The sequence below is a fragment of the Clostridium sp. CM039 genome (genome assembly GCF_055081075.1).
In genome coordinates, this window is record NZ_CM143649.1 from 3,145,714 (window position 1) to 3,168,965 (window position 23,252).

Here is a 23,252-nt window from a genome sequence, read left to right on the forward strand (position 1 = left end):
GGAGAAATACAAATGAGTAGATTGGTAGTAAAAAATATGAGCCATGGATTTGGTGATAGAGTAATATTTGAAGATGTATCTTTTAGATTACTTAAAGGGGAGCACATAGCACTTATAGGTGCTAACGGAGAGGGTAAATCAACATTTATGAATATTATTACAGGTTCGCTTATGCCAGATGAGGGCGATGTTGAATGGTCAAGTAGCGTAAGAGTGGGATACATGGATCAGCATACGGTTTTGGAAAAGGGAAGAACTATTAGAGAAGTTTTAAGGGATGCTTTTAAATATCTTTTTGACTTAGAAGATGAAATGCTTAGTGTAACAGAAAAAATGGGCGAGGCATCACCTGAGGAACTAGAAAAGTTACTAGATAGAATGGGAACAATACAAGATCAGCTCGATAATAATGGATTTTATGGTATTGATTCTAAGATAGATGAGGTAGCTGTAGGAATTGGACTTAAAGATGTTGGCCTTGAAAATGATGTTGCAGATTTAAGCGGAGGACAAAGGACGAAAATTCTTCTTGCAAAACTTTTATTAGAAGCTCCAGATGTTCTACTACTGGATGAGCCTACTAACTTTTTGGATGAGCAGCATGTAGAGTGGCTTAAGAGATATCTTCAAAATTATGAAAATGCATTTATCTTAATATCTCATGATATTGAATTTCTAGACGGCGTAATTAATATAATATATCATGTGGAAAATAAAAAACTAACTAGATATATAGGTTCATATAACGAATTTTTGAGAGTTCATGATGCTAAAAAGAAGCAAATGGAAGCTGATTATGAAAGACAACAAAAAGAAATTACCAAACTAGAGATTTTTGTTGCTAAAAATAAATCAAGGGCATCTACAAGTGGTATGGCAAAATCAAGACAAAAGAAATTAGATAAAATTGATAAAATGGAAATTACAAAAGATAAACCAAAGCCGCAATTTGATTTTAAATCTGCAAGAGCTTCAGGGAAGATATTATTTAAAACTGTGGATTTAGTTACTGGATATGATAGTCCATTATCCAAACCATTAAATTTATATATGGAAAGAGGACAAAAGATTGCTTTAGTTGGGGCTAATGGTGTTGGAAAAACAACATTGTTGAAGAGTCTTATGGGTGATATAAAAGCTGTTTCAGGGCATACAAACGTAGGAGATTATCAATATATAGGATACTATGAGCAAGAAATAAAGGGAGTCAATCGAAATAATTGTATTGAAGAATTTTGGCAAGAATTCCCTAGCTTCACTCAGGGTCAGGTAAGATCTGCGCTTGCTAAGTGTGGACTTACTACAAAGCATATTGAAAGTAGAATTACTGTGCTTAGTGGTGGAGAGCAAGCAAAGGTAAGACTTGCGAAACTCCTAAACAGGGAAACTAATATATTGATCTTAGATGAGCCTACCAATCATTTAGATGTAGATGCTAAAGAAGAGCTCAAGAGGGCTCTAAAAGAATATACAGGAAGTATACTTATAGTTTGTCATGAACCAGAATTCTATCAAGACGTAGTAACAGATGTATGGAACTGTGAAGAATGGACAACTAAAATCGTATAATTTACAACAAAAAGAGCTAGAATAATTTCTAGCTCTTTTTATATATATCACTTTTTTAAAACTTCTAATCCTAGGTCTAGAATATTTGCAAATAATGATAATGTATTAGTATTTGGAATAACATTATTTTTAACATCTAATAATTTTCCAAGCCCATAACCCGTGCATATGCTAACAGTAGGAAAATCAATTTCACCGAGGTTACAAATAATATCACTTTCGTTTAATTTTATTTTAGTTGTTTCATCAATAGGTTCTAGTATGATATAAAGCCTTGTAGAAGGGTTGTATCTTAGAACTTTTAAAGTATCACTTATTAGTATCTCTTTAGGTTTAGTGTTAATATCATACTTTGAAGTAGTTGAAGCAATGTTATTTATAACAAAGTAATAAATATTTCGTTTGTAGTTTACCTTATTTTTAAATTCTTGTAATCTTTCTAAATTCAACTCTATATCTACTGAGATTTCATCATTTTCTAAATTGTTAAAGCTTTCTTTTATGTAAGTTAATTCTTCTTTTCCATCAAGTTCTCTAGCTAGGATATCCATACAGTTATCATAAATATCTTGAAATGAACTAAATGGTAAGGAATATTTTATATTATCTAAGACAAGGTAGACCTTGAATTTAGCAGATTTATTACTACTTTTAGATGAATAATTAACTTCAACTAATAAGAGTTCATGGAGTAGCTCTGTATCAAGTGTCATTTTCTGAATTCCTTTACTAAATTGTAGAATGTAATTCTCATTAGTAGATAAGCTTTGTGTATGTTGATTTATTATATAAGTACTTTTAAACCCAGCTTCAGTAATTTCACCAACTCTCAATGAACTTTTTATTGAAAGTTTTTTTAAATTTATATATGGTCTATTTGTACATAGGTTGCTTTTAGATATTATTCTCATATTAAACCCCTTTAGTTCTAACAAGATTGTTAGTTTGATTTATAAATTATAACATAATTAGCATTCTGAAAATGAAAAAACTAATTACTGATGGAAATAAAGATTAATTTTAAAAGGCATATATTTTATGGATATATGCCTTTTGTTTTTTAAGTAGGAATCTCCTCTTGGTGACTAACAGTGTCGTCCAGGGTAATTATGTTATCTTTTTTTATCCATCCTTTATTATTAATGGTGGTCTGAGAGTTTATAGATACTTCATACCATGAAATATCAAAAATATCAGCGGAATCTTGAATCTCTACGGTCGTACTTTTAACTATATTAGATAGAACAGGTGAAATTTCAATAGGACTTAAATACAAACTACAACTCTCTTTTATAGTTCCGCTTTTAAAAAGAGGTAGTTTGTATTTTATTACAATAGGACCCTCAGCACAACGTGAAGTTTCAATTTTTGATTTGAGTTCTCTATTTTGCCTAGAGATAATCTTTAGCTGGGTTTTTTGAGTTGATAATTTTTGGTCCATAATATAACAATAAATACCAAAGCATATCAAAAGAATAGAAAAAAGAAAAATGAGCAATAGTATCTCTCCTTGTAAATTACTTCTTTTAGATAATGATATATTAATATGATAGAGTTTAATCGGCAAGTTTGTGCATATGTTAAATAGTTATATTTATTCTTAGTATATTCTATTCGATAGAAAACAAAAACATTCACAAAAAAACTCATGTATACACATGAGTCTTAAATCGCTGTAGTTAACTCGTTATATCCTATTATATACATATCTGCATGATTAACAATATCGTCCCTTTGTTCTTTGGAGAAATCATCATAGACACCGACTACTCTCATTCCGGCGGATTTTGCACCTTTAACTGCAGGAAGTATATCTTCAAATACAATGCATTCCTCTGGGATTACGCCTAATTTTTCAGCGGCAAGTAAATATACATCGGGAAAGTCTTTCCCGCGAGATACTTCATCAGTTAGAGTTATGCAGTCAAAATAATGGTATATATTATTAGAATGTAGTGCAGCTTCTAACAAAAATTTACTATTACTTGTAGCGAGACCGATTTTTATATTCAGGGTTTTAAGTAAAGATAAAAACTCAACTACACCGGGCTTTAGTTTTACATTATTAAGATACTCCTCATGGGCATAATCGTTCCATTCATTTTTAATTTCGTCTATAGTATCTAATATACCGAAATTATTTTTAAAATATGCCGCAGTCTCATTGAAGCTAAGGTGCTCTATTTGGGTTTTTAGATTTTTAGGTAAATCTATATTTCTGCTTCTAAAATAATTTTTATCTATTCTATCCCAAACCCACATAGAGTCTATTAGGGTTCCGTCTAAATCGAAAATTGCAGCTTTAATATTTTTTAGCATTTAATCACCTCTTATATAAGTATAACAGGTCGAAATGTAATTAAATACTAGGATTTAAAATTAAAAAAATCTGTAAGTAAGAAAAGAACAAGTACTTCCGATAAAAATACCCATAATAACATCGGTAGGATAATGAACGCCTATGTAAATTCTAGAAATTCCTACACAACAAGCTATGGGTATAGTTATAAACCCAAATATAGGGAAATATAAAGCTATTATTATAGCTAATGAAAATGCACCAGTAGTATGACCTGACGGAAAGGAGTATTTATCTATGCCTATTTTTTTTATGTTCAAGTTTGGAACTGTTATAAAAGGTCTTAATCTAGTAACGCTTACTTTGAGAATCTTACCAATGCCAGTGCTGATTGTTATAGAAATCATAGCTTTAATAGCTATGGTGTGAACAATAGTACTATTAAATAGAAAAGCAAGGGTACAGAATATAAACATAAAAGAAAAAGAACCTAAGTAAGTCATAATTGGCATTATAATATCTAAAAACCTACACTTCCAAGAATTATTTATAATTCTAAGCAGGCTAATATCTTTATCGCTTATATATTCAAGTAATCCTTTCATAAAACCCCCCTTTGAATGCAAAAAAATATATTAATTACTGAGTATTATACCATATTTTAATTTGCATTTATATTGCAAAATATTATCTAAAATTCTCTGTTGAATATTTTGGTTTTGTTTTTATCTTTAAAATCATCAACAGTATTAATTCCAATTCTACTTAGAATTTCGTTCATACAATCACTATCTAAGGAAGTTTTAATTTTTGAACTTTCTGCAAACTTATCCACTCTACGTTTTCCGCAGCTTGCGTCAATCAAAGCTTTAGGCCCTCCAACACAACCACCAACACAACCCATACCTTCTATAAAATTTGCATTAACCTCTACATTTTGAGCTTTAGTAAGTAGTTTTTTACATTCTTTTACACCGTTTCCTTGAATAGCATTTAATAAATGATATTTTTCAGGAAATAATTTTTCTATAACGTCTCCAATTGCTATAGATACTCCTCCTGTCCTAGCGTAAAGCCTGCCGCCTCTGGAAGCATACTCACTGGATACAGCTTGTGGAAGTTTTTCTGGGTCGATGTTTAATATATCAAAAATATCCTTAAGTTCTGAGAATGTAAGAACAAAATCAATATCACCTAAAAGGTCTTTTTCCTTAGCTTCACCCTTTTTTGCAATGCAGGGACCTATAAAGACTACTTTGCAGTTAGGGTTTAATTTCTTCAAAATTCTACCGCAGGCAATCATAGGAGATACAGAGGGAGATACATACTTCACTAAATCGTGGTAAATCTTTTTTACCATCCCTACCCACATAGGACAACAGCAGGAGGTGATCATTAAATCTTCTTTTGTTTTAATGTGCTCATCAAATTCTACGGATTCTTTCAATGTAAGCATATCCGCAAAAAAAGCAACTTCAACCATATCTGTAAACCCCATTTTTTTAAAAGCGGTTCTAAGATTATTTATATTAACATTTTCTCCAAATTGACCAGTAATGGCAGGGGCTACAGCTGCTATTACTTTCGAATCTCCTCTTAATAAATTTAAAAGAGGAATAAACTCTACCTTGTCCATTAAGGCACCATTCGGACATGCTTCTACGCAAAAACCACAGTCTGTGCATTTATCATTGTCAATATAAGTAGTATTACTTTTATTATCTATTAATATGGCATCAAAAGGGCAGGAAGCTTGACATTTTGTCTTTCCAGGCTTATCTGTACAATCCATAGTGCAGCCTTTGATTTTATTTACAATTTTATAATTTGATTCATAAGAAAGGATAGCTTTATTTAAATCATCTATGTAATTATGAGAAAAGTCTACTTCAACTCCGCAAAGTGAGGAAATTACGGAGCTTAACTCAGTTTTATTAATATTATCCTTAGACAGTAATTCCTGTACTTTGTTTTCAAAATTATCTTCATAATAGGATTTGGCTAGGGATTTAAAAATTTCATTATACATTTTATTCAAAATAATCACTCCTAAGTTGTTATTAGATATGTAATGACTTTAGCATATTATCTACAAAAAATAATAAAATAGTAGGCTATTATCTATTTTGTCAAAAATGACGAGTTTTATACATACTAACGAATAAAAATTTATAATAAAAAAAGAGTTGTCATTAGACAACTCTTTTTGGTCGGGGTGACAGGGATTGAACCTGCGACCTCATGGTCCCAAACCACGCGCGCTCCCAGCTGCGCTACACCCCGAAGACAACTTAATTATACAAAACAAATGCATAAATGTCAACAAAATTGGTAAATATTTTTGAAAATATAAAACATGAAATATGTAAGTTATAAATTCTACTTGCTGACAACACTAGTTATTATATAAAACAAATGCATAAATGTCAACAGTTTATTTTTGTTTTATATAACTGGATCTTGCCACAATTTTCTGAAAACATTATTGCATTTAAAATTTTTATAGATTACAATTAAGTTCAAATTGTAATCTATAAAAATTAATAATCTCACATAAATAGAGGTGCAGATAAAGAGGTAATTTTTAAGTGATAAGGATATATATGAGTTAGGGGGACCGGAATGTATAAATATATAATACAAGGCTTACTATTAGGTTTCGCATACGTAGCACCCATTGGTACACAAAACATATTTGTAATAAATACGGCTATACGCAAAAGTAGACTAAGGGCATATCAAGTTGCATTTATTACTATATTTTTTGATATATCACTTGCGCTTTCATGCTTTTTAGGTGTAGGGGCGCTTATGGAAAGGTTTAAACTTTTAAAGATACTTATTCTTTTACTAGGTAGTGTAGCAGTAATCTACATTGGAGTAGGTCTCGTGAGACAAGTACCAGAAGTTGAATCGGGAGAAACTGTGGATGTGAATAAATCATTTATAAAAATAGTATGGACATGTTTTGCAGTAACCTGGCTAAATCCCCAGGCTCTAGTTGATGGTTCCTTATTATTGGGTGGGATGAGAGCTTCACTTCCAGTAAACATGTCAAGCTACTTTATTATAGGAGTATGCTTAGCGTCCTTCATTTGGTTTACCTCATTAGCAACTATTATTTCGCTATTTAAAGGGAAGTTTAACATTAAAGTTATTAAAATAATAAACTTAGTATGTGGTATAGTCATAATATTATATGGATTTAAATTAGCATATTCTTTTGTTAAATTAATTATTTAGGGAATGTGTAAAAGAAGAGAGCGGCTTTTAGGATGATATAAAAACAATATTATCCTAAAAGCTGCTTTATATTTATTTATTTATTTATTTTTGCCATTCTTTTCTTTATCACCGGCGCCTCTAGTAGGTACAGTAGACATAACAAAACCTACAAGGATTGATAATAAGGCAGGAGCTAGTATGTTAATATATACTATATATCGTGTTTTGTATAAAACTAGAGCTATGAGAGATGTTACTAGTGCGGTAGATACAAAAATAATAATTACGAATTTTGCGAAAGAACTCATGAATTTCTCATACAATCGGTGACGAGTTGGCCCACTTATAATACTTCTAAATAGAAAATATGAAGCAAAGATTATTACGACATCTACTATAGCTGAAACTAGAAAATTTTTCATTATATATACCTCCAAAACATTTTTTCATATCTAGTGTTACCAAAGACTAATGTTTATACGCAATATAATTATAAATATTGAAATTTAAATATGAGTGTTTACATTAGTAGATAATTTTGGTAGTACAAAATTTAGTTGCTTTAAAATGTAAAAAAATGAAAAATACAATGAGGGATATTATGTTGAAAATTACAGAAATAGTTTTTTGAAATATATAGATGGTTTTAGGATTATTAGATAAAGGTAATATTGTGACCGGTAGAGAATATATAATTGATAAAGATACTTATGAAATAGCCTAATACTAATATCTTTTATTGGAGGTGCCATATGATTTATGAAAAAAGCAATTTGAAAATAATAGGCGATTTCGCAGTAAAGGAAATACAAAAGGATGAATATAACGTTGATTTAATAATCGAAGTGGAGTATCGGTGCGTAAATTTATATTTTGAAAATCTGCCTAAGTACATAAAGTCTAGAATACAATTTCCATCTGTTAAAAGTATATTTATTAGATTTTGTAATATAGAAGATAATAATATATGTACAGTGCATTTTTTAAGTGATAGTGGAATCCATTCCACTATGGCAAATTTTGAAATAGATTATAGTGAAGTATATATTGAAGTAACAGATAAAGAATTTTTCGTGGAGCTGAAAATACACAAATAGTATCTTAGGAGGGAAGCAATTGAAAGAAATTAAATTTAGTAGAGTAACAAAAAAAATGGCTATGAAGCAAGGTGCATTCAGCATTTTAATGAGCTTTGCATTATTAATAGGAGTCATAGGATCATTTGTTCGTGGAAGAACTGGAATTGCGGGAATATTTCTAATGGTGACATTTGTATCTATAGGATTTTCAATATCTTTTATTATAAAACTTAGAAAACTAGAAAATTTAAATTATTTAAAATTTGAAAAGGATAGATTTGAACTTAATAGTAACTTTGCGTCAAAGGGGAAGACTATTATGTTTAATGATATAAGTAAGGTTGCAATAACAAAAAAATATATTGCAATAAAAGTAGGTAAAAAGCCATATAATATCCTTCTTCAACATATTGAACCTGAAAGCGTTAAGGCAGTAGAACAACTTTTCATGAGATATAATAGAAAGTAAAAAAGCTCATATCCTTATTTTAGTATAAGGATATGAGCTTTAATTTTTTTAATTTATGTAGATTAAATAAGCCCCTCCATAACAATGACCGATTTACCCCCAACCTTTACTGTTAAGTTTACTTTGCTTCCTTCTAATCTTACGATTATTTTACTAGGTCTATTCATATAGTAGCCTTGTTCACAGATTATAGTTATATTATCTTCAAATTTAAGCACATCGTTTTTTACTAGATAGGCACCAAGTGCCCCATTAGAAGTTCCTGTGGCAGATTCTTCATTTATGCCAGCAGCGGGACCAAAGTTTCTACAAGATAGAGTGGAGGAGTCTTCTTCAGTTTCAAGCGTAAAGGCATGTACCCCAATAATATTTAGATTATTACTATATTCAGTTAATCTAGTATAGTTTGGATTTAGGGATTTTAATGCAGACAAACTTTTGACCGGAAGCATAATGTCTGTAAGGCCGGTAGATACAGCTTGAGGAATGAGGCTATACCCGGATATTCCTATATCACGTGCATTGATACCCATGATTTGTGCAAGTTCATATGTATTTGCAACATCAAAAACAAATTTGGGTTTAGCTTGAGTCATCATTACACTATCGATTTTATTATCTTTAAAATAAAGTTCAACTGGTAAAATACCGGCCTTTGTTTTTTGTTTTACAATTTTAACATTATCAGTTCCAGTAATAATACCTTTTGAAGCTAAAGAAAAAAAAGAACCAATTGTAGCATGACCACATAAGTCTACTTCTTGGGTAGGTGTAAAAAATCTTACCTCATAATCTGCTTCCTCATCTTTCATAGGAAAAACAAAGGCAGTTTCCGATAAATTCATTTCTCGGGCGATATTTAACATATCGGTATAATTTAATCCAATAGCGTTAGGTACTACACCGGCTGGATTACCACCGAAGGGCAGATCTGAGAAGGCATTTACTTGGTAAATAACTTTTTTCATAAAGAACACATTCCTTTCTAAGGTTAATTTTAAATAAATTTTCAGGATTACACTCCTAATATAGTGGTTGTAGACAAACACATAAATAAAAAATAAGCCTACATCTGAAAGACGTAGACTTAAGCCTTAAGTATTATGGATTATTTTATAATTTCATAAAAATACTTTAGATAAATATAAACAATTATTTTAAGTACATTTCTCCTATTTTAACGATGTCTCCTGCACCCATTGTAAGAAGAATATCTCCTTCTTTTAAATTATTGTTAAGATGATCAACAATTTCATCAAAGCTATGAAGATTTATGCAATTTACACTTTTCTCTCTTATTCTATCTCCAAGCATATTTGAACTTATTACTCCAGTATCTTTTTCCCTGGCAGCATAAATATCTGCTAGTATTAAATTATCCATATCATAAAAAGAATCTGAAAAATCTTCAAATAAGCTTAATGTTCTTGAATAAGTATGGGGTTGGAAAACACAATAAATTTTATTATGAGGATAATTTTTTGTAGCACTTAAAGTTGCTTTAATTTCTGTAGGATGGTGGGCATAATCGTCAATAACAGTTACGCCATTTTTAATCCCCTTTAACTCAAATCTCCTATGTGTACCCTTGAAACTAGAAAGGCCGCGCGTAATTGAGTTTTCAGAAAAATTAAGGATTAGTGCGGTGCCTATACTTGCAAGAGCATTTAGAACATTATGCTGCCCGGGTACATTAAGATTTATTTGAAATAGTCTGTGACCCTCTTTGTATACATCAAAGGTGGCACAACCTAATTCATTATAACTAATATCTTTTGCCTTAAGCATTCCGTTATTTATTCCGTAAGTAAGTATGCTGCAGTTGTAATTATGATTATGGAGGATAGTTTTAACATTTTCATCTTCCACATTCGCAACTAAATAGCCTTCTTTTGGTATAATATTAATGAATTTTATGAAGGTATCTTTAATGTGATTTATGTCTTTATAGTAATCTAGGTGATCCGCATCTATGTTTAATATTGTTCCTATATAGGGAAAAAACTTTAAGAATGATGCTTTATACTCACAGGCTTCTGTAATAAAATAGTCGCTATTTCCAGCTAAAACATTACCTCCGATAGCATCTAATTCTCCACCCACGAGTATTGTAGGGTCTACATCCTCTTTTAAAATGATGTGGGCAAGCATTGAAGTGGTAGTAGTCTTACCATGTGTACCCGCTACTGCAACATTATATTTGTGACCTTTCATAATTTGACCTAAAAATTCAGCCCTATCTATTAAAGGAATGTTTAACTCTTTAGCCTTAATGTATTCTGGATTTTCAGGAGAAATAGCAGCAGTGTAAACTACTAAGTCTGCAGTATTTATGTTATCACCATTATGGCCTATATAAATTTGAACACCTTTTTCTTTAAGTTTGTTTGTGATATGTGATGAATTCATATCAGACCCAGAGACTGTATAGTTATTTTTTATGAGTATTTCAGCAAGACCACTCATACTTATACCACCGATTCCTATGAAATGAACTTTTTTGTTTTTATCTCTTATAAAATCAAAAGACATTATATCAACTCCTTAAAAATGATTATGACTATTTAGTATATGCAAATTGCATTAGTATTGATTATAACAAATAAATGTATATATGTACGTCTTAATTATATACAAAAATACAAAAAAACTAAACACATTATAGAATAATATTTTTTCAAAATGCCTTGCATCAAATTATAAAGCTTAAAAGCTGTCAACAAGTTTTTGCACGTAAAGTAACTAAATCTCTTGAAATTAGCTATTAGGCATTGTAATAAAGATAAAAAAGATTTACAATTAAAATACGAATGATAGTAAGAATTTTACAAAGTAAAATTCGTAAAATAAAGATATGGGTGAGATATTATGAATAAATATAGTAGAAATCAAAGAGTTACAGGTATTACTAAAATATTAACAGAAAATCCTAATAAGACAATTAATCTAAAGATGTTTACGGAATTATTTAATGCAGCTAAATCCACAATTAGCGAAGATATTGTTATTGTCCGTGAAACTTTAAGTGAGTTATCTATGGGAAGAGTGGAATCGGTGGCAGGCGCAGCTGGTGGAGTGAAATATATTTGCGGGGTCTCAAGGCAAGAAGGTATAACATTTGCAGAAAAATTATGTGAAATTTTAACACAGAAGGACAGGGTGATACCAGGAAATTTTATATATATGACTGATATTATGTATAATCCAGAAATAGTGCACAAAGCAGGAGTAATCCTTGCATCTGCTTTTAGTGAGTTAGACATAGACTATGTTGTAACAGTCGAGACTAAAGGGATACCACTTGCGTATGAAGTGGCAAAAATGCTTGGCGTTCAATTAGTTATTGTAAGGCATGATCCGAAGGTTACTGAGGGCAGTACTGTTAGTATCAACTATGTATCTGGATCTAGTAACAGAATTCAAACTATGTCTCTTTCAAGAAAGTCTATAAAAAAACAGAGCAAATGTATTTTTATAGATGACTTTATGAAAGCTGGAGGAACTGCAACAGGTATAATTAATTTGCTTAAAGAATTCGAAAGTAAACTTTTAGGTATTGGAGTTCTTGTTGATAATATTCAAAGCGGTCATAAATTAATAGCAGAATACATATCGATTATTCAGTTTAAAGGAATAAACGAGGAAGGTAACTCTGAGTTAACTCCATCAAAAAACTTTGAAAAAGTGTAATATTCAAAAGATTTAATTTTTATTTACAATTTAAGAAGGAAAAACCCAAGTTATAGAGAAATAGTATAACTATAACGCAACTTGGAGGTGGAGTGTATGGAAATCACAGACGTTAGAATTAGGAAAATAGCTACAGAGGGGAAAATGAAGGCGATTATATCAATAACTTTTGACAATGAATTTGTTGTTCATGATATTAAAGTGATAGAAGGGCAAAGTGGACTTTTTATTGCTATGCCAAGTAGGAAAACTCCAGATGGGGAATTCAAGGACATAGCACACCCAATAAATACTCAAACAAGAGAGAAGATTCAATCAGCTATATTGGATGAGTATGAAAAAGTAAAAAATGAAAAACCAGTAGAAGAGGTAGAAGAAAATTTAGAAGTATAAAAAAGGGGGTTACCCCTTTTTATTTTATAAAGAAAATATTAAAAACGGCCAAGGTTGGTTGCAATTAAATGTTATATAAAATATAATATAAGAAGTGTTTTAATTGAAGAAAAGATAAAATAAAATGTGTGAATATGTCGAATTAATATATAAAGAGGTGTTTAATTTGTATAAATGCGCTATAATATTAGCTGCAGGTCAAGGAAAAAGAATGAATTCTAATATGCCTAAGGTTGTACATAAGGTTTGTGGTAAAGAAATGATAAACCATGTTATTGACATTATGAGAAAGGCAGATATTGAAATGGTTGATGTGGTAATTGGAAAAGGAGCCGCGCAGGTTAAAAAAGTATCAGAAGATAGAAATATTAATTACTCCGTCCAAGAAGATCAGTTAGGCACAGGACATGCAGTAATGTGTGCTAAAGAGTTCCTAAGTGGGAATGAAGGTACGGTAGCAATATTTGTTGGAGATGGTCCACTAATTACTGAATGTACAGTTAGGAGACTATTAGATTATCATGAAAAAGGTGATTTTAAAGCGACTATATTAACTTCAAGTATGGCTGAGCCTGCAAAGTATGGTAGAATAATTAGGGATGAAAATGGTGAGGTTAAAAAAATTGTTGAGTTTAAAGATTGTACAAAAGAAGAAGTATTAGTTAAAGAAGTAAATTCTGGAATGTATTGCTTTAGCATAAAAGAATTACTTAATAGTTTAGATAGATTAAATAATAATAATGCTCAAGAGGAATACTATTTAACAGATGTTATTAGTATATTAAAGGAGCAAGGGTTTAAGGTTGGAGCTTTTGATGTGCCAGTTGAAGAAATTACTGCAGTTAATTCAAAGGTAGAGCTTGCAGATGCAGAGGCCATTATGAGAAAAAGAATAAATAGAAAACATATGGAAAATGGAGTTACAATAATTGACCCTAATAATACATACATAGATTCAGAAGTTATAATAGGAAAAGATACTACTATATATCCAGGGAATATTTTGCAGGGTAAGACTATTCTTAAAGAAGAGTGTGTTCTTTACCCTAATAATAGAATTGCGGATAGCATTATAGGAAACGGAGTTTCAGTTCAAAGTTCTGTTGTAATTGAAAGCCAGATAGGCGATCAAACTACTGTTGGACCTTTTGCGTACATTAGACCAGAAAGCAATATAGGTAAACATGCTAGAATAGGAGATTTTGTTGAAATTAAAAAATCAACTATTGGAGATAATACAAAGGTATCTCATCTTACTTATATTGGTGATGCAGAGGTAGGAAGTGGATGTAATTTTGGCTGCGGAACTGTAGTTGTAAATTATGATGGAAAAGCAAAATACAAAACTATAATAGGCAATAATACGTTTATAGGATGCAACACTAACCTAGTAGCACCTGTAAAGGTTAATGATAACGCGTACATTGCGGCTGGTTCTACAATTACAAATGAGGTGCCTAAAAATGCTTTGGCAATAGCTAGAGCAAGGCAAAAAAATATTGAAAATTGGGTAGTGAAATCAGGACACAGCAAATAAAATAACAAGCATACAATCAATAAGTAAATTATAAAGGGAGGTGTAAAACTGATTTTTTCAGCAGAATGTGTATATAAAAACTACTAAACGCGCATTGAATGGTATGTAAGATTTTAATGTGAGAGTATTAACCCTAGTAGTTGAGTCTCGTGATGCTGACGTTCTATTTAGTGTATAGAATGAAAATTTATATGAATTGTATTAAAATATGATTTGTTATGATTTTAGGAATCAGAACTACATATGATAAACCACGGAAAGAATATTAAAATTTTTACGGGCAACTCAAATCCTAAATTAGCCGCAGATATAGCTGACATACTAGGATTACCAATTGGAGCTTCAGAAGTAGGAACTTTTAGTGATGGAGAAATATCTGTTAATATACATGAAACTGTCAGGGGCGCAGATGTATTTGTTGTTCAATCGACTAATGCACCAGTAAACGATAATTTAATGGAATTACTTATTATGATTGATGCATTTAAGAGAGCTTCAGCAGGAAGAATAACTGCGGTTATACCATATTATGGGTATGCAAGGCAGGATAGAAAAGCAAAAGCTAGAGATCCAATTACAGCAAAACTTGTGGCAGATATTATAACAACCGCAGGAGCAGATAGAGTACTGACTATGGATTTACACGCAGCTCAAATACAAGGATATTTTAATATTCCTGTTGATAATATGACTGGGACACCTATACTTGCAAAATACTACATCAAGAACGGATTTAAAGATAGGGACGATGTAGTTGTAGTTGCACCAGATCTTGGAAGCGTTGCTAGGTCAAGAAAATTTGCAGATAAGCTACATGCATCAATAGCGATAATTGATAAGAGAAGACCAAAAGCTAATGTTGCAGAAATTATGAATGTTATAGGTGATATTAAGGGGAAAACTTGTATCATGATGGATGACATGATAGACACTGCGGGAACAATAACTAATGGAGCGAATGCTTTAGTTAAACTCGGAGCAAAAGATGTTTATGCTTGTTGCAGTCATGGCGTATTATCAGGGCCTGCTATTCAAAGAATAAATGATTCGGTAATAAAAGAATTGATAATATTAAATACAATTGATATGCCAGAAGGTAAACAATGCGAAAAATTCACTACATTATCTGTAGCGCCAATTTTGGCGGAGGCTATAAAGCGAATATATGAGGATGTTTCGGTAAGTAAATTATTCGAGGAAGATTCCAGTTTATAATACATATTTTAAAATAGTGATGCTCTATTATTTTTATAATTGGGCATCGCTATTTTTTTATAATCTGGATTTACATAATAATGGGATAGTAAGTATACTATATAGACTCAGTACTTATGTAGAATGTTTAAATTATTATCGGAAGTGGTGAATAATTTGTAACATTTAATAAAAACTAATAACTTATCATTAAAGTATGATAAATTATTAATAAGATAAATTAGCATGTTGACTAGTTATTTTTCAAAGATGAATGATAGAAAAAAATAGAGGGAAAAAATAGAGGAAATAATTTGGAGGTACTGATATGGAAGGAACTATAGGGAAAATACTAATAGTTGATGATGATAAAAATATTGCTGAGGTAATTAAAATGTATCTTGAGAATTCAGGATATGCAACAAAAGTAGCATATGATGGCAGGGCTGCACAGGAAGCATTTCTAAGTTATAAACCAGATTTGGTGCTTTTAGACATAATGTTACCGTATATTGATGGAATCGATGTTTTGAAATGGATAAGAAAAGAGAACGAAACACCGGTTATTATGCTTACTGCCAAAGGGGAAACATTTGATAAGGTATTGGGGCTAGAACTTGGAGCGGATGACTATGTAGTTAAGCCTTTTGAGCCAAAAGAAATAATTGCAAGAGTGAAAGCTGTGCTTAGGCGTTATAACTTAGATAAAGGTGGTAAAGAGGTTTTAAATTTTGAGGATCTAGAAATTGATATTAATTCTTATAATGTTACATATAAAGGCTCAGAGGTAAAAATGCCACCTAAAGAATTTGAACTAGTACATTATTTAGCTCTTAATAAGAATAGAGTTTTCACAAGGCAACAACTCTTATGTGAGGTTTGGGGATACGATTATCCAGGAGACTCTAGAACAGTGGATGTGCATGTTAAAAGGGTAAGAGAAAAGCTTCAAGGAGGTCCAAATTGGCAAATTGAGACTGTTTGGGGAGTGGGATACAAATTTGAGGTGAAATAGATGTTTAAAAGAGGGCTGTTTTTTAAGATGTTAGCCACCTATACTATTATAATTTCAATGAGTTTAATAATTATTGCCTCTTTTTTGTCTTATTGGTTCCAAAATTATTTTTTCGAGCAAAGAAAAGAACAATTTTTGGATAAGTCATATATGATACAAGGGCTTGCTATGAAATATATGGCTGGGGATGCTACTTCGGAAAAATTAAATGACGTAATGACAATCATTGCTGAGTATATAAAATCCGATATTTGGCTTACAGATAGCTACGGTTGTGTTTATTTGGTATCTAATAAAGAGCATAAGGAGTTTATGGGAAAACAGGTTTTTGCTGAGCAACTAGATCAGCTTAGGCTTGGGCATACGTTTGAGATTACAGGCCCTTATGCTGGAATATTTGATAACACGGTAAGAGTTTACGGTACGCCAATAAGAACTGAGGCGGGCACTTTTAAGGGAGCTATAATATTATGCAACTCAATTGAAGAATTAAGCCAATCTTTAAAACGTGTTTATGAAATAATTTGGATATCTGCAATTTTTGCAATAATATTCTCTTGTATAGTTATATATTATTTTTCTCAAAAAATAATTATAAAGCCTTTAGCAGAGATTAATTCAGTAGCTAAGAAGATATCTAATGGGGATGTTTATAAGAGGGTTTATTTAAAATCTAATGATGAAATAGGAGAACTCGCTCAATCATTTAATTTTATGGCTGATTCTGTAGAAAAAAACGAGAAAAATAGACGCGAATTCATATCCAATGTATCGCACGAGATTAGATCTCCTATAACATCAATTAAGGGGTTTATTGGTGGGATACTAGATGGGGTAATTCCAGAGGAAAAGGAAAAATACTACTTATCTATTGCCTATGAGGAAATTCAAAGACTAACAAGGCTTGTAAATGACTTATTAGATATGTCTGCAATTGAAGCTGGGGAGTTTAGTTTGAAGATTATGGAAGTGGATATTAATGAAATCATTAGACTTACAGTTATAAAAAATGAAACAAAAATTAAAGAGAAAAAGGTCTCTGTAGATGTATGCTTTGATGAAGATAATTTATTTGTAGCAGGAGACAAAGATAGATTAGTACAAGTGATTACAAATCTATTGGACAATGCAATAAAATATGTAAGTGATGGTGGGAAAATAAAGATTAGTTCAAAATCTAAAGGAAGAAATGCATTAATATCTGTGTTCAATGCTGGTCCGCAAATAGCTGAGGAAGATTTATTGCATATTTGGGATAGATTTTATAAAGCGGATAAATCAAGAACAGCAAAAGATAGTACTGGACTTGGATTATCTATAGTTAGAAATATAATAACTCAATTACAGGGTGATATATGGGTTGAAAATAAGGACAATGGTGTTTATTTTACTTTTACATTAACGAAAGTGAATAATTTATAATGAAATAAAATTTATATAATATAGATATGACCAGTAGGGAGGGGATGATGCTATGGATAATAAGGATAACTATGAATCTTGTAATGAAGTAAGAGATGCTTTGTGGAAGAATGCAGATTTTGGCAAGGACATCTTTAGCGAAATTAAATTTAGAAAAAACAACAAGAAAAATTATTTCAAGACATTTTTAAAAGTAATTAGTTTTATGCTGATAGCAGCCCTATCTGGGGGGATTACAGCCCAGTATATAATTAATAAGGGGAAAGTACCAAAAGTGACTAGTAGCAATTTAAATTCAGGTGTAAGAGAAAACGATAATATTCAAGAGGCAGATGATAATCCTATTTCACAAGTTGCACAAAAGGTAGCACCATCAGTAGTTGGCATTAGTAGTAAAGCAGAAGAATTGTGGGATACACCAGAAGGCAATGGTTCAGGGATTATATTTAAAAGTGATGGATATATTATTACTAATTATCATGTAATTAAAGGTGCGACAAAAATAAAAGTGAAACTGAGCAATGATAATATTTTGAAAGCAACAGTTGTAGGCACGGATGTTATATCTGATTTGGCGGTTATAAAAGTTGAAGCTAGTAACTTGCCTATTGCAAAATTTGGCGATTCATCAAAGGTTAAAATTGGTGATATAGCTATTGCGATTGGTAATCCACTAGGAAAACAGTTTTTAGGAACGGTTACTGCGGGTATTATAAGCGCATTGGATAAAAGAATTAATATTGTTGATAAAAAAACAGGTGAACAAACTATCTATAAAGTAATACAAACTGATGCAGATATAAATCCAGGGAATAGTGGTGGAGCGTTATGCAATATCTATGGAGAAGTTATTGGTATAAATAGTTTGAAAATTGATTCATCCAGTGAAACTTACGGAATGGGGTTTGCTATTAATATAAATGAAGCTAAAGAAGTTATTAATGATTTGATGACTCATGGTAAAGTTATTAGACCACTAAAATAGCTTAATTAAGGTTAATAATATAATCTTAGCAGTTATATAGGTTAGGCATAGCAGACTACTAGTTATTTTTAAAGATAAATCATAACAAAAGAATAAATTATATGGTAATTTTTATGTAAAGTTGTGGATTAAAATACTTTTTTAGTATAATATTATAAATAAGGCATATGAAAAAATAATTATGTGGTAGACATAAGGTTTAAACATAATAATATTTGGGGGTAATAATGTATTTGGTAGTTGGACTAGGAAACCCAGGAAATGAATATAGGTATACAAGACATAATGTAGGATTTGATGTAATAAATTTAATGGCAGAGAAGTATAATACTTCAATTAATAGGATAAAATTTAAAGGAGTATGTGGAGAAATTATCATATCAGGGGAAAAAGTTATTCTTTTAAAACCTAGTACATATATGAATTTAAGTGGAGAAAGTGTGCGCGAAGCAGCTTCTTTTTATAAGATTCCAAATGAAAATATCATCATAATGTATGATGATATTAGTTTGGATGCAGGTAAATTAAGAATACGAAGTAAGGGTAGTGCTGGTGGACATAACGGGATAAAAAGTATTATAGCTAACATGTCGTCCGACATATTTCTAAGAATAAAAATAGGGGTAGGACAACCGGAAAAGGCGCTAATACCTCATGTTTTAGGGCGATTTTCTAAAGAAGACCGGGTGCTTGTAGAAAAGACTTTTGAGGCTAGTATAAAAGCTGTTCAAACGATAATAGCAAAAGGATATACGGAGGCTATGAATCAGTTTAATGGATTTAATGCTTAAATAAAAATATTATTGGAAGATTATCTATATTTATGGAGTGAGTGAGAGGTGTTAACATGAGACTGAGTGGGCTTATGAAGCCTTTGAAAGAGAGTAATCAATTTAAAAGTATACTAAGCAATATAGAAGAGAAAATATATCCAATTGGCGTATATGGACTTTCGGAATCAGCTAAGAACTATTTAGTGAATGGTGTGTACGAGCAATTAGATAAATCTATATTGATTTTAACGCATAGTGATGTAGAGGCTAAAAATATTTACGAAGACTTATCTTTTTATGTAAATGATGTGTACTATTTTCCAACTAGAGAAATGGGATTTTATAATGCGGATGCTGTATCTGGCGACTTGAGATGGGAAAGACTTAAAGTAATGAAAAAAATTACTGAAAGCGGTAAAAAAATAATAATTACTTGTATTGAGGCTTTGGCAGCGACTTATATGCCTATAGATTTGCTCCGAAAATATATTTTCAAATTAGCTGTAGGGGGCAATTTAAATTTAAATGCATTTTCAGAAGAATTAATTGAATGTGGGTATGAAAGGGTAGAAAGAGTAGACACAAAAGGTCAATTTTCAATAAGGGGAGGAATTATAGATTTATATCCCCCTATTTCTGCGTTACCTTTTAGGATAGAACTCTATGACGACGAAATAGATTCTATAAGGACATTCAATAGTGAAACTCAGAGGAGTATTGATAAGGTATCCGAAATAGATATATTTCCAGCAAAGGAAATGATATTAACCCAGGAAATTAGGGGAAAAGGATATAACAAAATAAAGGAAGACCTAATCAATGTGGTAGGTAGCTTTAACAAGAAAAAAGATAAAGAAATTATAAAAAAAATAACTTCATTAGTTGATATTAATTTGGAATCACTTAAAGAAACGTGGAGTTTTAAAGATGTTGATAGCTATATGCCTTACTTTTATGATAATGTATCTTCTTTTTTAGATTATATGAAGGGATCATTTATAGTGGTTGATGATTCACAAAGGTGCCTAGGTAAACTAGATAGCGTGTATTTCGAATTTGAAGAAAATTACGAGAATTTTTTAAGACGAGGAAGTATACTGCCTAAACAAGCAGAAATTTTAATTGATAAGCAATATATATATGAAGAGTTAGAGAACGTAGAAGTTATTACAATAAACGCTATTGCTAAAAGCACAACAGTGCTTAAGCCAAGGGACATAGTATCTTTTTCTCAAATTACCAATTATGATTACCATGGCCAATTAGACATGCTTATTGAGGATATAAAGGACAAAAAAAGTAAAGGATACAAGATCGTAATTCTTTCTGGTACAAGAACTAGAGGGGAGAAATTAATAGATATACTTAGGGATAGAGGCATTGAAAGTGTCTATAAAGACAGCATTTCTCAAATTGAGTTTGGAGAAGTGGTTGTAACCTTTGGTAATCAATTAAAGGGCTTTGAGTATCCGCAGCTGAAATTATGTGTTATTTCCGATAAAGAGGTTTTTGGTGGATCAAAAAGAAAAGCTACTAGTCGTTCTAGTAAAAAGGGAGTAAGTAAACTTAAAAGCTTTACAGAACTTAAATTGGGAGACTACGTTGTTCACGTAAATCATGGAATAGGCGTATACAAAGGAATTAAGCAATTGGAAGTTCATGGACATAAAAGAGATTACTTGCAACTGAGTTATAATGGTTGTGATAACCTCTATGTTCCGGTAGAACAATTAGATTTAGTACAAAAATATATTGGAAGTGAAGGCAAAGCTCCAAAGATTAGCAAATTAGGTGGGCTAGAATGGGTTAAGGCTAAGAATAAAGTTAAAAACTCTATTGCAGATATTGCAGAGGATTTGGTAAAACTTTATGCAGCAAGGGCTACACTTAAGGGCCACAGATATAGCAAGGATACTGTATGGCAAAAACAGTTTGAAGAAGAATTCCCATTTGAAGAAACTCCAGATCAAATAATAGCAATTGAAGAAATCAAAAAAGATATGGAGTCGGATAAACCAATGGATAGATTGATATGTGGTGACGTTGGGTATGGAAAAACAGAAGTAGCCGTTAGAGCGGCATTTAAAGCGGTTATGGATGGAAAGCAAGTAGCGTTCTTAGTACCAACTACAATACTCGCTGAGCAACATTATAAAAATCTTACCAAAAGATTTTCAGACTTTCCAGTAAAGGTTGAAATGGTAAGTAGATTTAGGACACCTGCTGAGCAAAAAGTTGTCATTAAGGCGACAAAAGAAGGAAACGTAGATATATTAATAGGAACGCACAGAATAATTCAGCAAGATGTAAAATTTAAAGACCTAGGGGTATTGATTATAGATGAGGAACAACGATTTGGGGTTACTCATAAGGAAAAAATAAAAAGTCTAAGAAAAAATATAGACGTGATTACGCTAACAGCTACTCCAATTCCAAGAACATTGCATATGTCGCTTACTGGAGTGCGCGACATAAGTGTAATTGAAACGCCACCAGAGGAGCGGTATCCAATACAAACCTATGTGGTAGAATTTAACGATCAATTAATAAGGGATGCGATGCTGCGAGAACTAAATAGAAAGGGGCAAGTTTTCTTTGTGTACAATAGAGTAGAAACTATCAAAGAAATGGCAGCATTTATAGGAAAGCTAGTTCCTGAAGCTAGAGTGTGTATTGCGCATGGGCAAATGACAGAAAGAGAATTAGAATCTATTATGATAGATTTTATGGAGAACAAGTATGATATATTGATGTGTACAACTATTATTGAGACGGGAATAGATATTCAAAATACAAATACAATTATAATTTACGACGCAGATAAGATGGGACTTTCTCAGCTTTACCAATTAAGAGGTAGGGTTGGTCGATCAAATAGAATAGCTTATGCATATCTTGCTTATAAAAAAGATAAGGTGTTAACAGAGGTTGCTGAAAAAAGACTTAAAGCAATTAAGGATTTTACGGAGCTAGGGTCAGGTTTTAAAATCGCAATGAGAGATCTCGAAATTCGGGGTGCTGGAAATATGATGGGCGGTGCCCAACATGGTCATATGGCTGCGGTAGGCTATGATTTATACTGTAGGATGCTCGAAGACACAGTGAAAAAAATAAGAGGCGATATAGAAATGGAGCCTATTGAAACTTCTGTTGAAATTAAAATAGATGCGTATATTCCTAGTACTTATATTGAAGATGAGTCGCAGAAAATTGAAATTTACAAGAAAATTGCGGCTATTGATTGTAACGAGGATATGGTAGATATACAAGAGGAAATAGAAGATAGGTTTTCAGACATACCATCAAGTGTTGTAAGTCTTATGAATATCGCTTATCTTAGGTGTATATCAAGCAAGGTGGGGATAATAGAAATCAAAGAGGTAAAGGAGGAGATAATATTACAATTTGATAGTAGCGAAAGAATAAATCAAAAATTAGTTAAAGCCTTGATTAGTAAATATAATAGAAGTATTGTATTTAAATTAGGGAATAAGCCTGCCTTTGCATACAAGATTAAAAATTTAAACAAAGAAGAGGTGATTGCAAATCTCATAGAGATTGTGAATCATATAAAAAGTATAGTTGAAATAAAGTAAAATTGT

Annotated in this window: 21 protein-coding genes and 1 tRNA gene; 13 read left to right on the forward strand and 9 right to left on the reverse strand. The window is 31.4% G+C overall.

Features of this window, described 5'->3' with window-relative positions; genetic code table 11:
- Positions 1-12: 12 nt before the first annotated feature.
- Positions 13-1,569, forward strand: a complete 1,557-nt coding sequence (locus ACWJJ2_RS14650) for an ABC-F family ATP-binding cassette domain-containing protein (protein WP_165412355.1) — start codon at positions 13-15, stop codon at positions 1,567-1,569.
- Between the two features lie 47 nt (positions 1,570-1,616).
- Here ACWJJ2_RS14650 and ACWJJ2_RS14655 read toward each other — a convergent pair whose 3' ends face one another.
- The 6 genes from ACWJJ2_RS14655 to ACWJJ2_RS14680 all read right to left on the reverse strand — a co-directional run bounded on the left by ACWJJ2_RS14655 (position 1,617) and on the right by ACWJJ2_RS14680 (position 6,151).
- Entirely contained in the window at positions 1,617-2,480 is an 864-nt protein-coding gene (locus ACWJJ2_RS14655; protein ID WP_220286275.1) for a hypothetical protein, read from the reverse strand.
- A gap of 149 nt (positions 2,481-2,629) precedes the next feature.
- Positions 2,630-3,067 (reverse strand): hypothetical protein, encoded by a 438-nt coding sequence (locus ACWJJ2_RS14660; RefSeq protein ID WP_220286276.1) that lies wholly within the window; start codon positions 3,065-3,067, stop codon positions 2,630-2,632.
- A gap of 167 nt (positions 3,068-3,234) precedes the next feature.
- On the reverse strand, positions 3,235-3,888 hold the full coding sequence (locus tag ACWJJ2_RS14665; RefSeq protein ID WP_220286277.1) for an HAD family hydrolase: 654 nt from the start codon (positions 3,886-3,888) through the stop codon (positions 3,235-3,237).
- A gap of 60 nt (positions 3,889-3,948) precedes the next feature.
- On the reverse strand, positions 3,949-4,473 hold the full coding sequence (locus ACWJJ2_RS14670; RefSeq protein WP_165412351.1) for a phosphatase PAP2 family protein: 525 nt from the start codon (positions 4,471-4,473) through the stop codon (positions 3,949-3,951).
- An 86-nt stretch (positions 4,474-4,559) separates the two neighbouring features.
- The gene (locus ACWJJ2_RS14675; RefSeq protein ID WP_216303784.1) at positions 4,560-5,906 is read right to left on the reverse strand and encodes a [Fe-Fe] hydrogenase large subunit C-terminal domain-containing protein; all 1,347 of its coding nucleotides are present in this window, start codon (positions 5,904-5,906) and stop codon (positions 4,560-4,562) included.
- 169 nt (positions 5,907-6,075) lie between these two features.
- Positions 6,076-6,151, reverse strand: a tRNA-Pro gene (locus ACWJJ2_RS14680).
- Between the two features lie 339 nt (positions 6,152-6,490).
- Between ACWJJ2_RS14680 and ACWJJ2_RS14685 the strand changes: the two genes are divergently transcribed.
- Positions 6,491-7,111 carry a LysE/ArgO family amino acid transporter gene (locus ACWJJ2_RS14685; RefSeq protein WP_165412349.1) on the forward strand — a complete coding sequence of 207 codons (621 nt, stop codon included), beginning with the start codon at positions 6,491-6,493 and terminating at the stop codon, positions 7,109-7,111.
- 80 nt (positions 7,112-7,191) lie between these two features.
- Here the strand turns inward: ACWJJ2_RS14685 and ACWJJ2_RS14690 are convergent, their stop codons facing one another.
- Positions 7,192-7,515 carry a hypothetical protein gene (locus ACWJJ2_RS14690; RefSeq protein ID WP_216303786.1) on the reverse strand — a complete coding sequence of 108 codons (324 nt, stop codon included), beginning with the start codon at positions 7,513-7,515 and terminating at the stop codon, positions 7,192-7,194.
- A gap of 330 nt (positions 7,516-7,845) precedes the next feature.
- Between ACWJJ2_RS14690 and ACWJJ2_RS14695 the strand changes: the two genes are divergently transcribed.
- Both ACWJJ2_RS14695 and ACWJJ2_RS14700 read left to right on the forward strand, forming a co-directional pair.
- On the forward strand, positions 7,846-8,190 hold the full coding sequence (locus ACWJJ2_RS14695) for a hypothetical protein (RefSeq protein ID WP_462953439.1): 345 nt from the start codon (positions 7,846-7,848) through the stop codon (positions 8,188-8,190).
- 19 nt (positions 8,191-8,209) lie between these two features.
- On the forward strand, positions 8,210-8,641 hold the full coding sequence (locus ACWJJ2_RS14700; protein WP_220286279.1) for a hypothetical protein: 432 nt from the start codon (positions 8,210-8,212) through the stop codon (positions 8,639-8,641).
- A gap of 62 nt (positions 8,642-8,703) precedes the next feature.
- On the opposite strand, the gene ACWJJ2_RS14705 is transcribed toward ACWJJ2_RS14700, so the two are convergent.
- Positions 8,704-9,609 carry a PhzF family phenazine biosynthesis protein gene (locus ACWJJ2_RS14705; protein WP_462953440.1) on the reverse strand — a complete coding sequence of 302 codons (906 nt, stop codon included), beginning with the start codon at positions 9,607-9,609 and terminating at the stop codon, positions 8,704-8,706.
- Positions 9,610-9,793: 184 nt separating this feature from the next.
- Positions 9,794-11,173 carry a UDP-N-acetylmuramate--L-alanine ligase gene (gene murC / locus ACWJJ2_RS14710; RefSeq protein ID WP_462953441.1) on the reverse strand — a complete coding sequence of 460 codons (1,380 nt, stop codon included), beginning with the start codon at positions 11,171-11,173 and terminating at the stop codon, positions 9,794-9,796.
- Positions 11,174-11,509: 336 nt separating this feature from the next.
- Here murC and purR point away from each other — a divergent pair, with 336 nt between their 5' ends.
- From purR to mfd, 9 genes are all read left to right on the forward strand, one after another.
- Positions 11,510-12,331 (forward strand): pur operon repressor, encoded by an 822-nt coding sequence (gene purR, locus ACWJJ2_RS14715; protein ID WP_216303791.1) that lies wholly within the window; start codon positions 11,510-11,512, stop codon positions 12,329-12,331.
- A 96-nt stretch (positions 12,332-12,427) separates the two neighbouring features.
- Positions 12,428-12,724: a septation regulator SpoVG gene (gene spoVG, locus ACWJJ2_RS14720; protein ID WP_165412342.1), complete on the forward strand. Its 297-nt coding sequence runs from the start codon at positions 12,428-12,430 to the stop codon at positions 12,722-12,724.
- 166 nt (positions 12,725-12,890) lie between these two features.
- Positions 12,891-14,261, forward strand: coding sequence for a bifunctional UDP-N-acetylglucosamine diphosphorylase/glucosamine-1-phosphate N-acetyltransferase GlmU (gene glmU, locus ACWJJ2_RS14725; RefSeq protein WP_462953443.1), 1,371 nt, complete (start codon positions 12,891-12,893; stop codon positions 14,259-14,261).
- Between the two features lie 243 nt (positions 14,262-14,504).
- Entirely contained in the window at positions 14,505-15,476 is a 972-nt protein-coding gene (locus ACWJJ2_RS14730; protein ID WP_165412340.1) for a ribose-phosphate diphosphokinase, read from the forward strand.
- A gap of 307 nt (positions 15,477-15,783) precedes the next feature.
- Entirely contained in the window at positions 15,784-16,470 is a 687-nt protein-coding gene (locus ACWJJ2_RS14735) for a response regulator transcription factor (RefSeq protein ID WP_165412339.1), read from the forward strand.
- Complete coding sequence (locus ACWJJ2_RS14740) at positions 16,471-17,892, forward strand: HAMP domain-containing sensor histidine kinase (protein WP_165412338.1); 1,422 nt, start codon at positions 16,471-16,473, stop codon at positions 17,890-17,892.
- A gap of 52 nt (positions 17,893-17,944) precedes the next feature.
- A complete protein-coding gene (locus ACWJJ2_RS14745; RefSeq protein ID WP_165412337.1) occupies positions 17,945-18,877 on the forward strand; it encodes a S1C family serine protease in 933 nt (310 codons plus the stop codon).
- Positions 18,878-19,104: 227 nt separating this feature from the next.
- Positions 19,105-19,668, forward strand: a complete 564-nt coding sequence (gene pth / locus ACWJJ2_RS14750) for an aminoacyl-tRNA hydrolase (RefSeq protein WP_165412336.1) — start codon at positions 19,105-19,107, stop codon at positions 19,666-19,668.
- 56 nt (positions 19,669-19,724) lie between these two features.
- Positions 19,725-23,246, forward strand: coding sequence for a transcription-repair coupling factor (mfd, locus tag ACWJJ2_RS14755; protein ID WP_462953444.1), 3,522 nt, complete (start codon positions 19,725-19,727; stop codon positions 23,244-23,246).
- Positions 23,247-23,252: the final 6 nt, after the last annotated feature.

Bases quoted from the DNA above. Each gene is read 5' to 3' on its own strand.
- ACWJJ2_RS14740 (WP_165412338.1), top strand. From the start codon at position 16,471: ATGTTTAAAAGAGGGCTGTTTTTTAAGATGTTAGCCACCTATACTATT.
- ACWJJ2_RS14690 (WP_216303786.1), bottom strand. From the start codon at position 7,515: ATGAAAAATTTTCTAGTTTCAGCTATAGTAGATGTCGTAATAATCTTT.
- ACWJJ2_RS14705 (WP_462953440.1), bottom strand. From the start codon at position 9,609: ATGAAAAAAGTTATTTACCAAGTAAATGCCTTCTCAGATCTGCCCTTC.
- ACWJJ2_RS14670 (WP_165412351.1), bottom strand. From the start codon at position 4,473: ATGAAAGGATTACTTGAATATATAAGCGATAAAGATATTAGCCTGCTT.
- ACWJJ2_RS14695 (WP_462953439.1), top strand. From the start codon at position 7,846: ATGATTTATGAAAAAAGCAATTTGAAAATAATAGGCGATTTCGCAGTA.
- purR (WP_216303791.1), top strand. From the start codon at position 11,510: ATGAATAAATATAGTAGAAATCAAAGAGTTACAGGTATTACTAAAATA.
- ACWJJ2_RS14655 (WP_220286275.1), bottom strand. From the start codon at position 2,480: ATGAGAATAATATCTAAAAGCAACCTATGTACAAATAGACCATATATA.
- murC (WP_462953441.1), bottom strand. From the start codon at position 11,173: ATGTCTTTTGATTTTATAAGAGATAAAAACAAAAAAGTTCATTTCATA.
- pth (WP_165412336.1), top strand. From the start codon at position 19,105: ATGTATTTGGTAGTTGGACTAGGAAACCCAGGAAATGAATATAGGTAT.
- ACWJJ2_RS14650 (WP_165412355.1), top strand. From the start codon at position 13: ATGAGTAGATTGGTAGTAAAAAATATGAGCCATGGATTTGGTGATAGA.
- ACWJJ2_RS14745 (WP_165412337.1), top strand. From the start codon at position 17,945: ATGGATAATAAGGATAACTATGAATCTTGTAATGAAGTAAGAGATGCT.
- mfd (WP_462953444.1), top strand. From the start codon at position 19,725: ATGAGACTGAGTGGGCTTATGAAGCCTTTGAAAGAGAGTAATCAATTT.
- ACWJJ2_RS14685 (WP_165412349.1), top strand. From the start codon at position 6,491: ATGTATAAATATATAATACAAGGCTTACTATTAGGTTTCGCATACGTA.
- ACWJJ2_RS14735 (WP_165412339.1), top strand. From the start codon at position 15,784: ATGGAAGGAACTATAGGGAAAATACTAATAGTTGATGATGATAAAAAT.
- spoVG (WP_165412342.1), top strand. From the start codon at position 12,428: ATGGAAATCACAGACGTTAGAATTAGGAAAATAGCTACAGAGGGGAAA.
- ACWJJ2_RS14665 (WP_220286277.1), bottom strand. From the start codon at position 3,888: ATGCTAAAAAATATTAAAGCTGCAATTTTCGATTTAGACGGAACCCTA.
- ACWJJ2_RS14730 (WP_165412340.1), top strand. From the start codon at position 14,505: ATGATAAACCACGGAAAGAATATTAAAATTTTTACGGGCAACTCAAAT.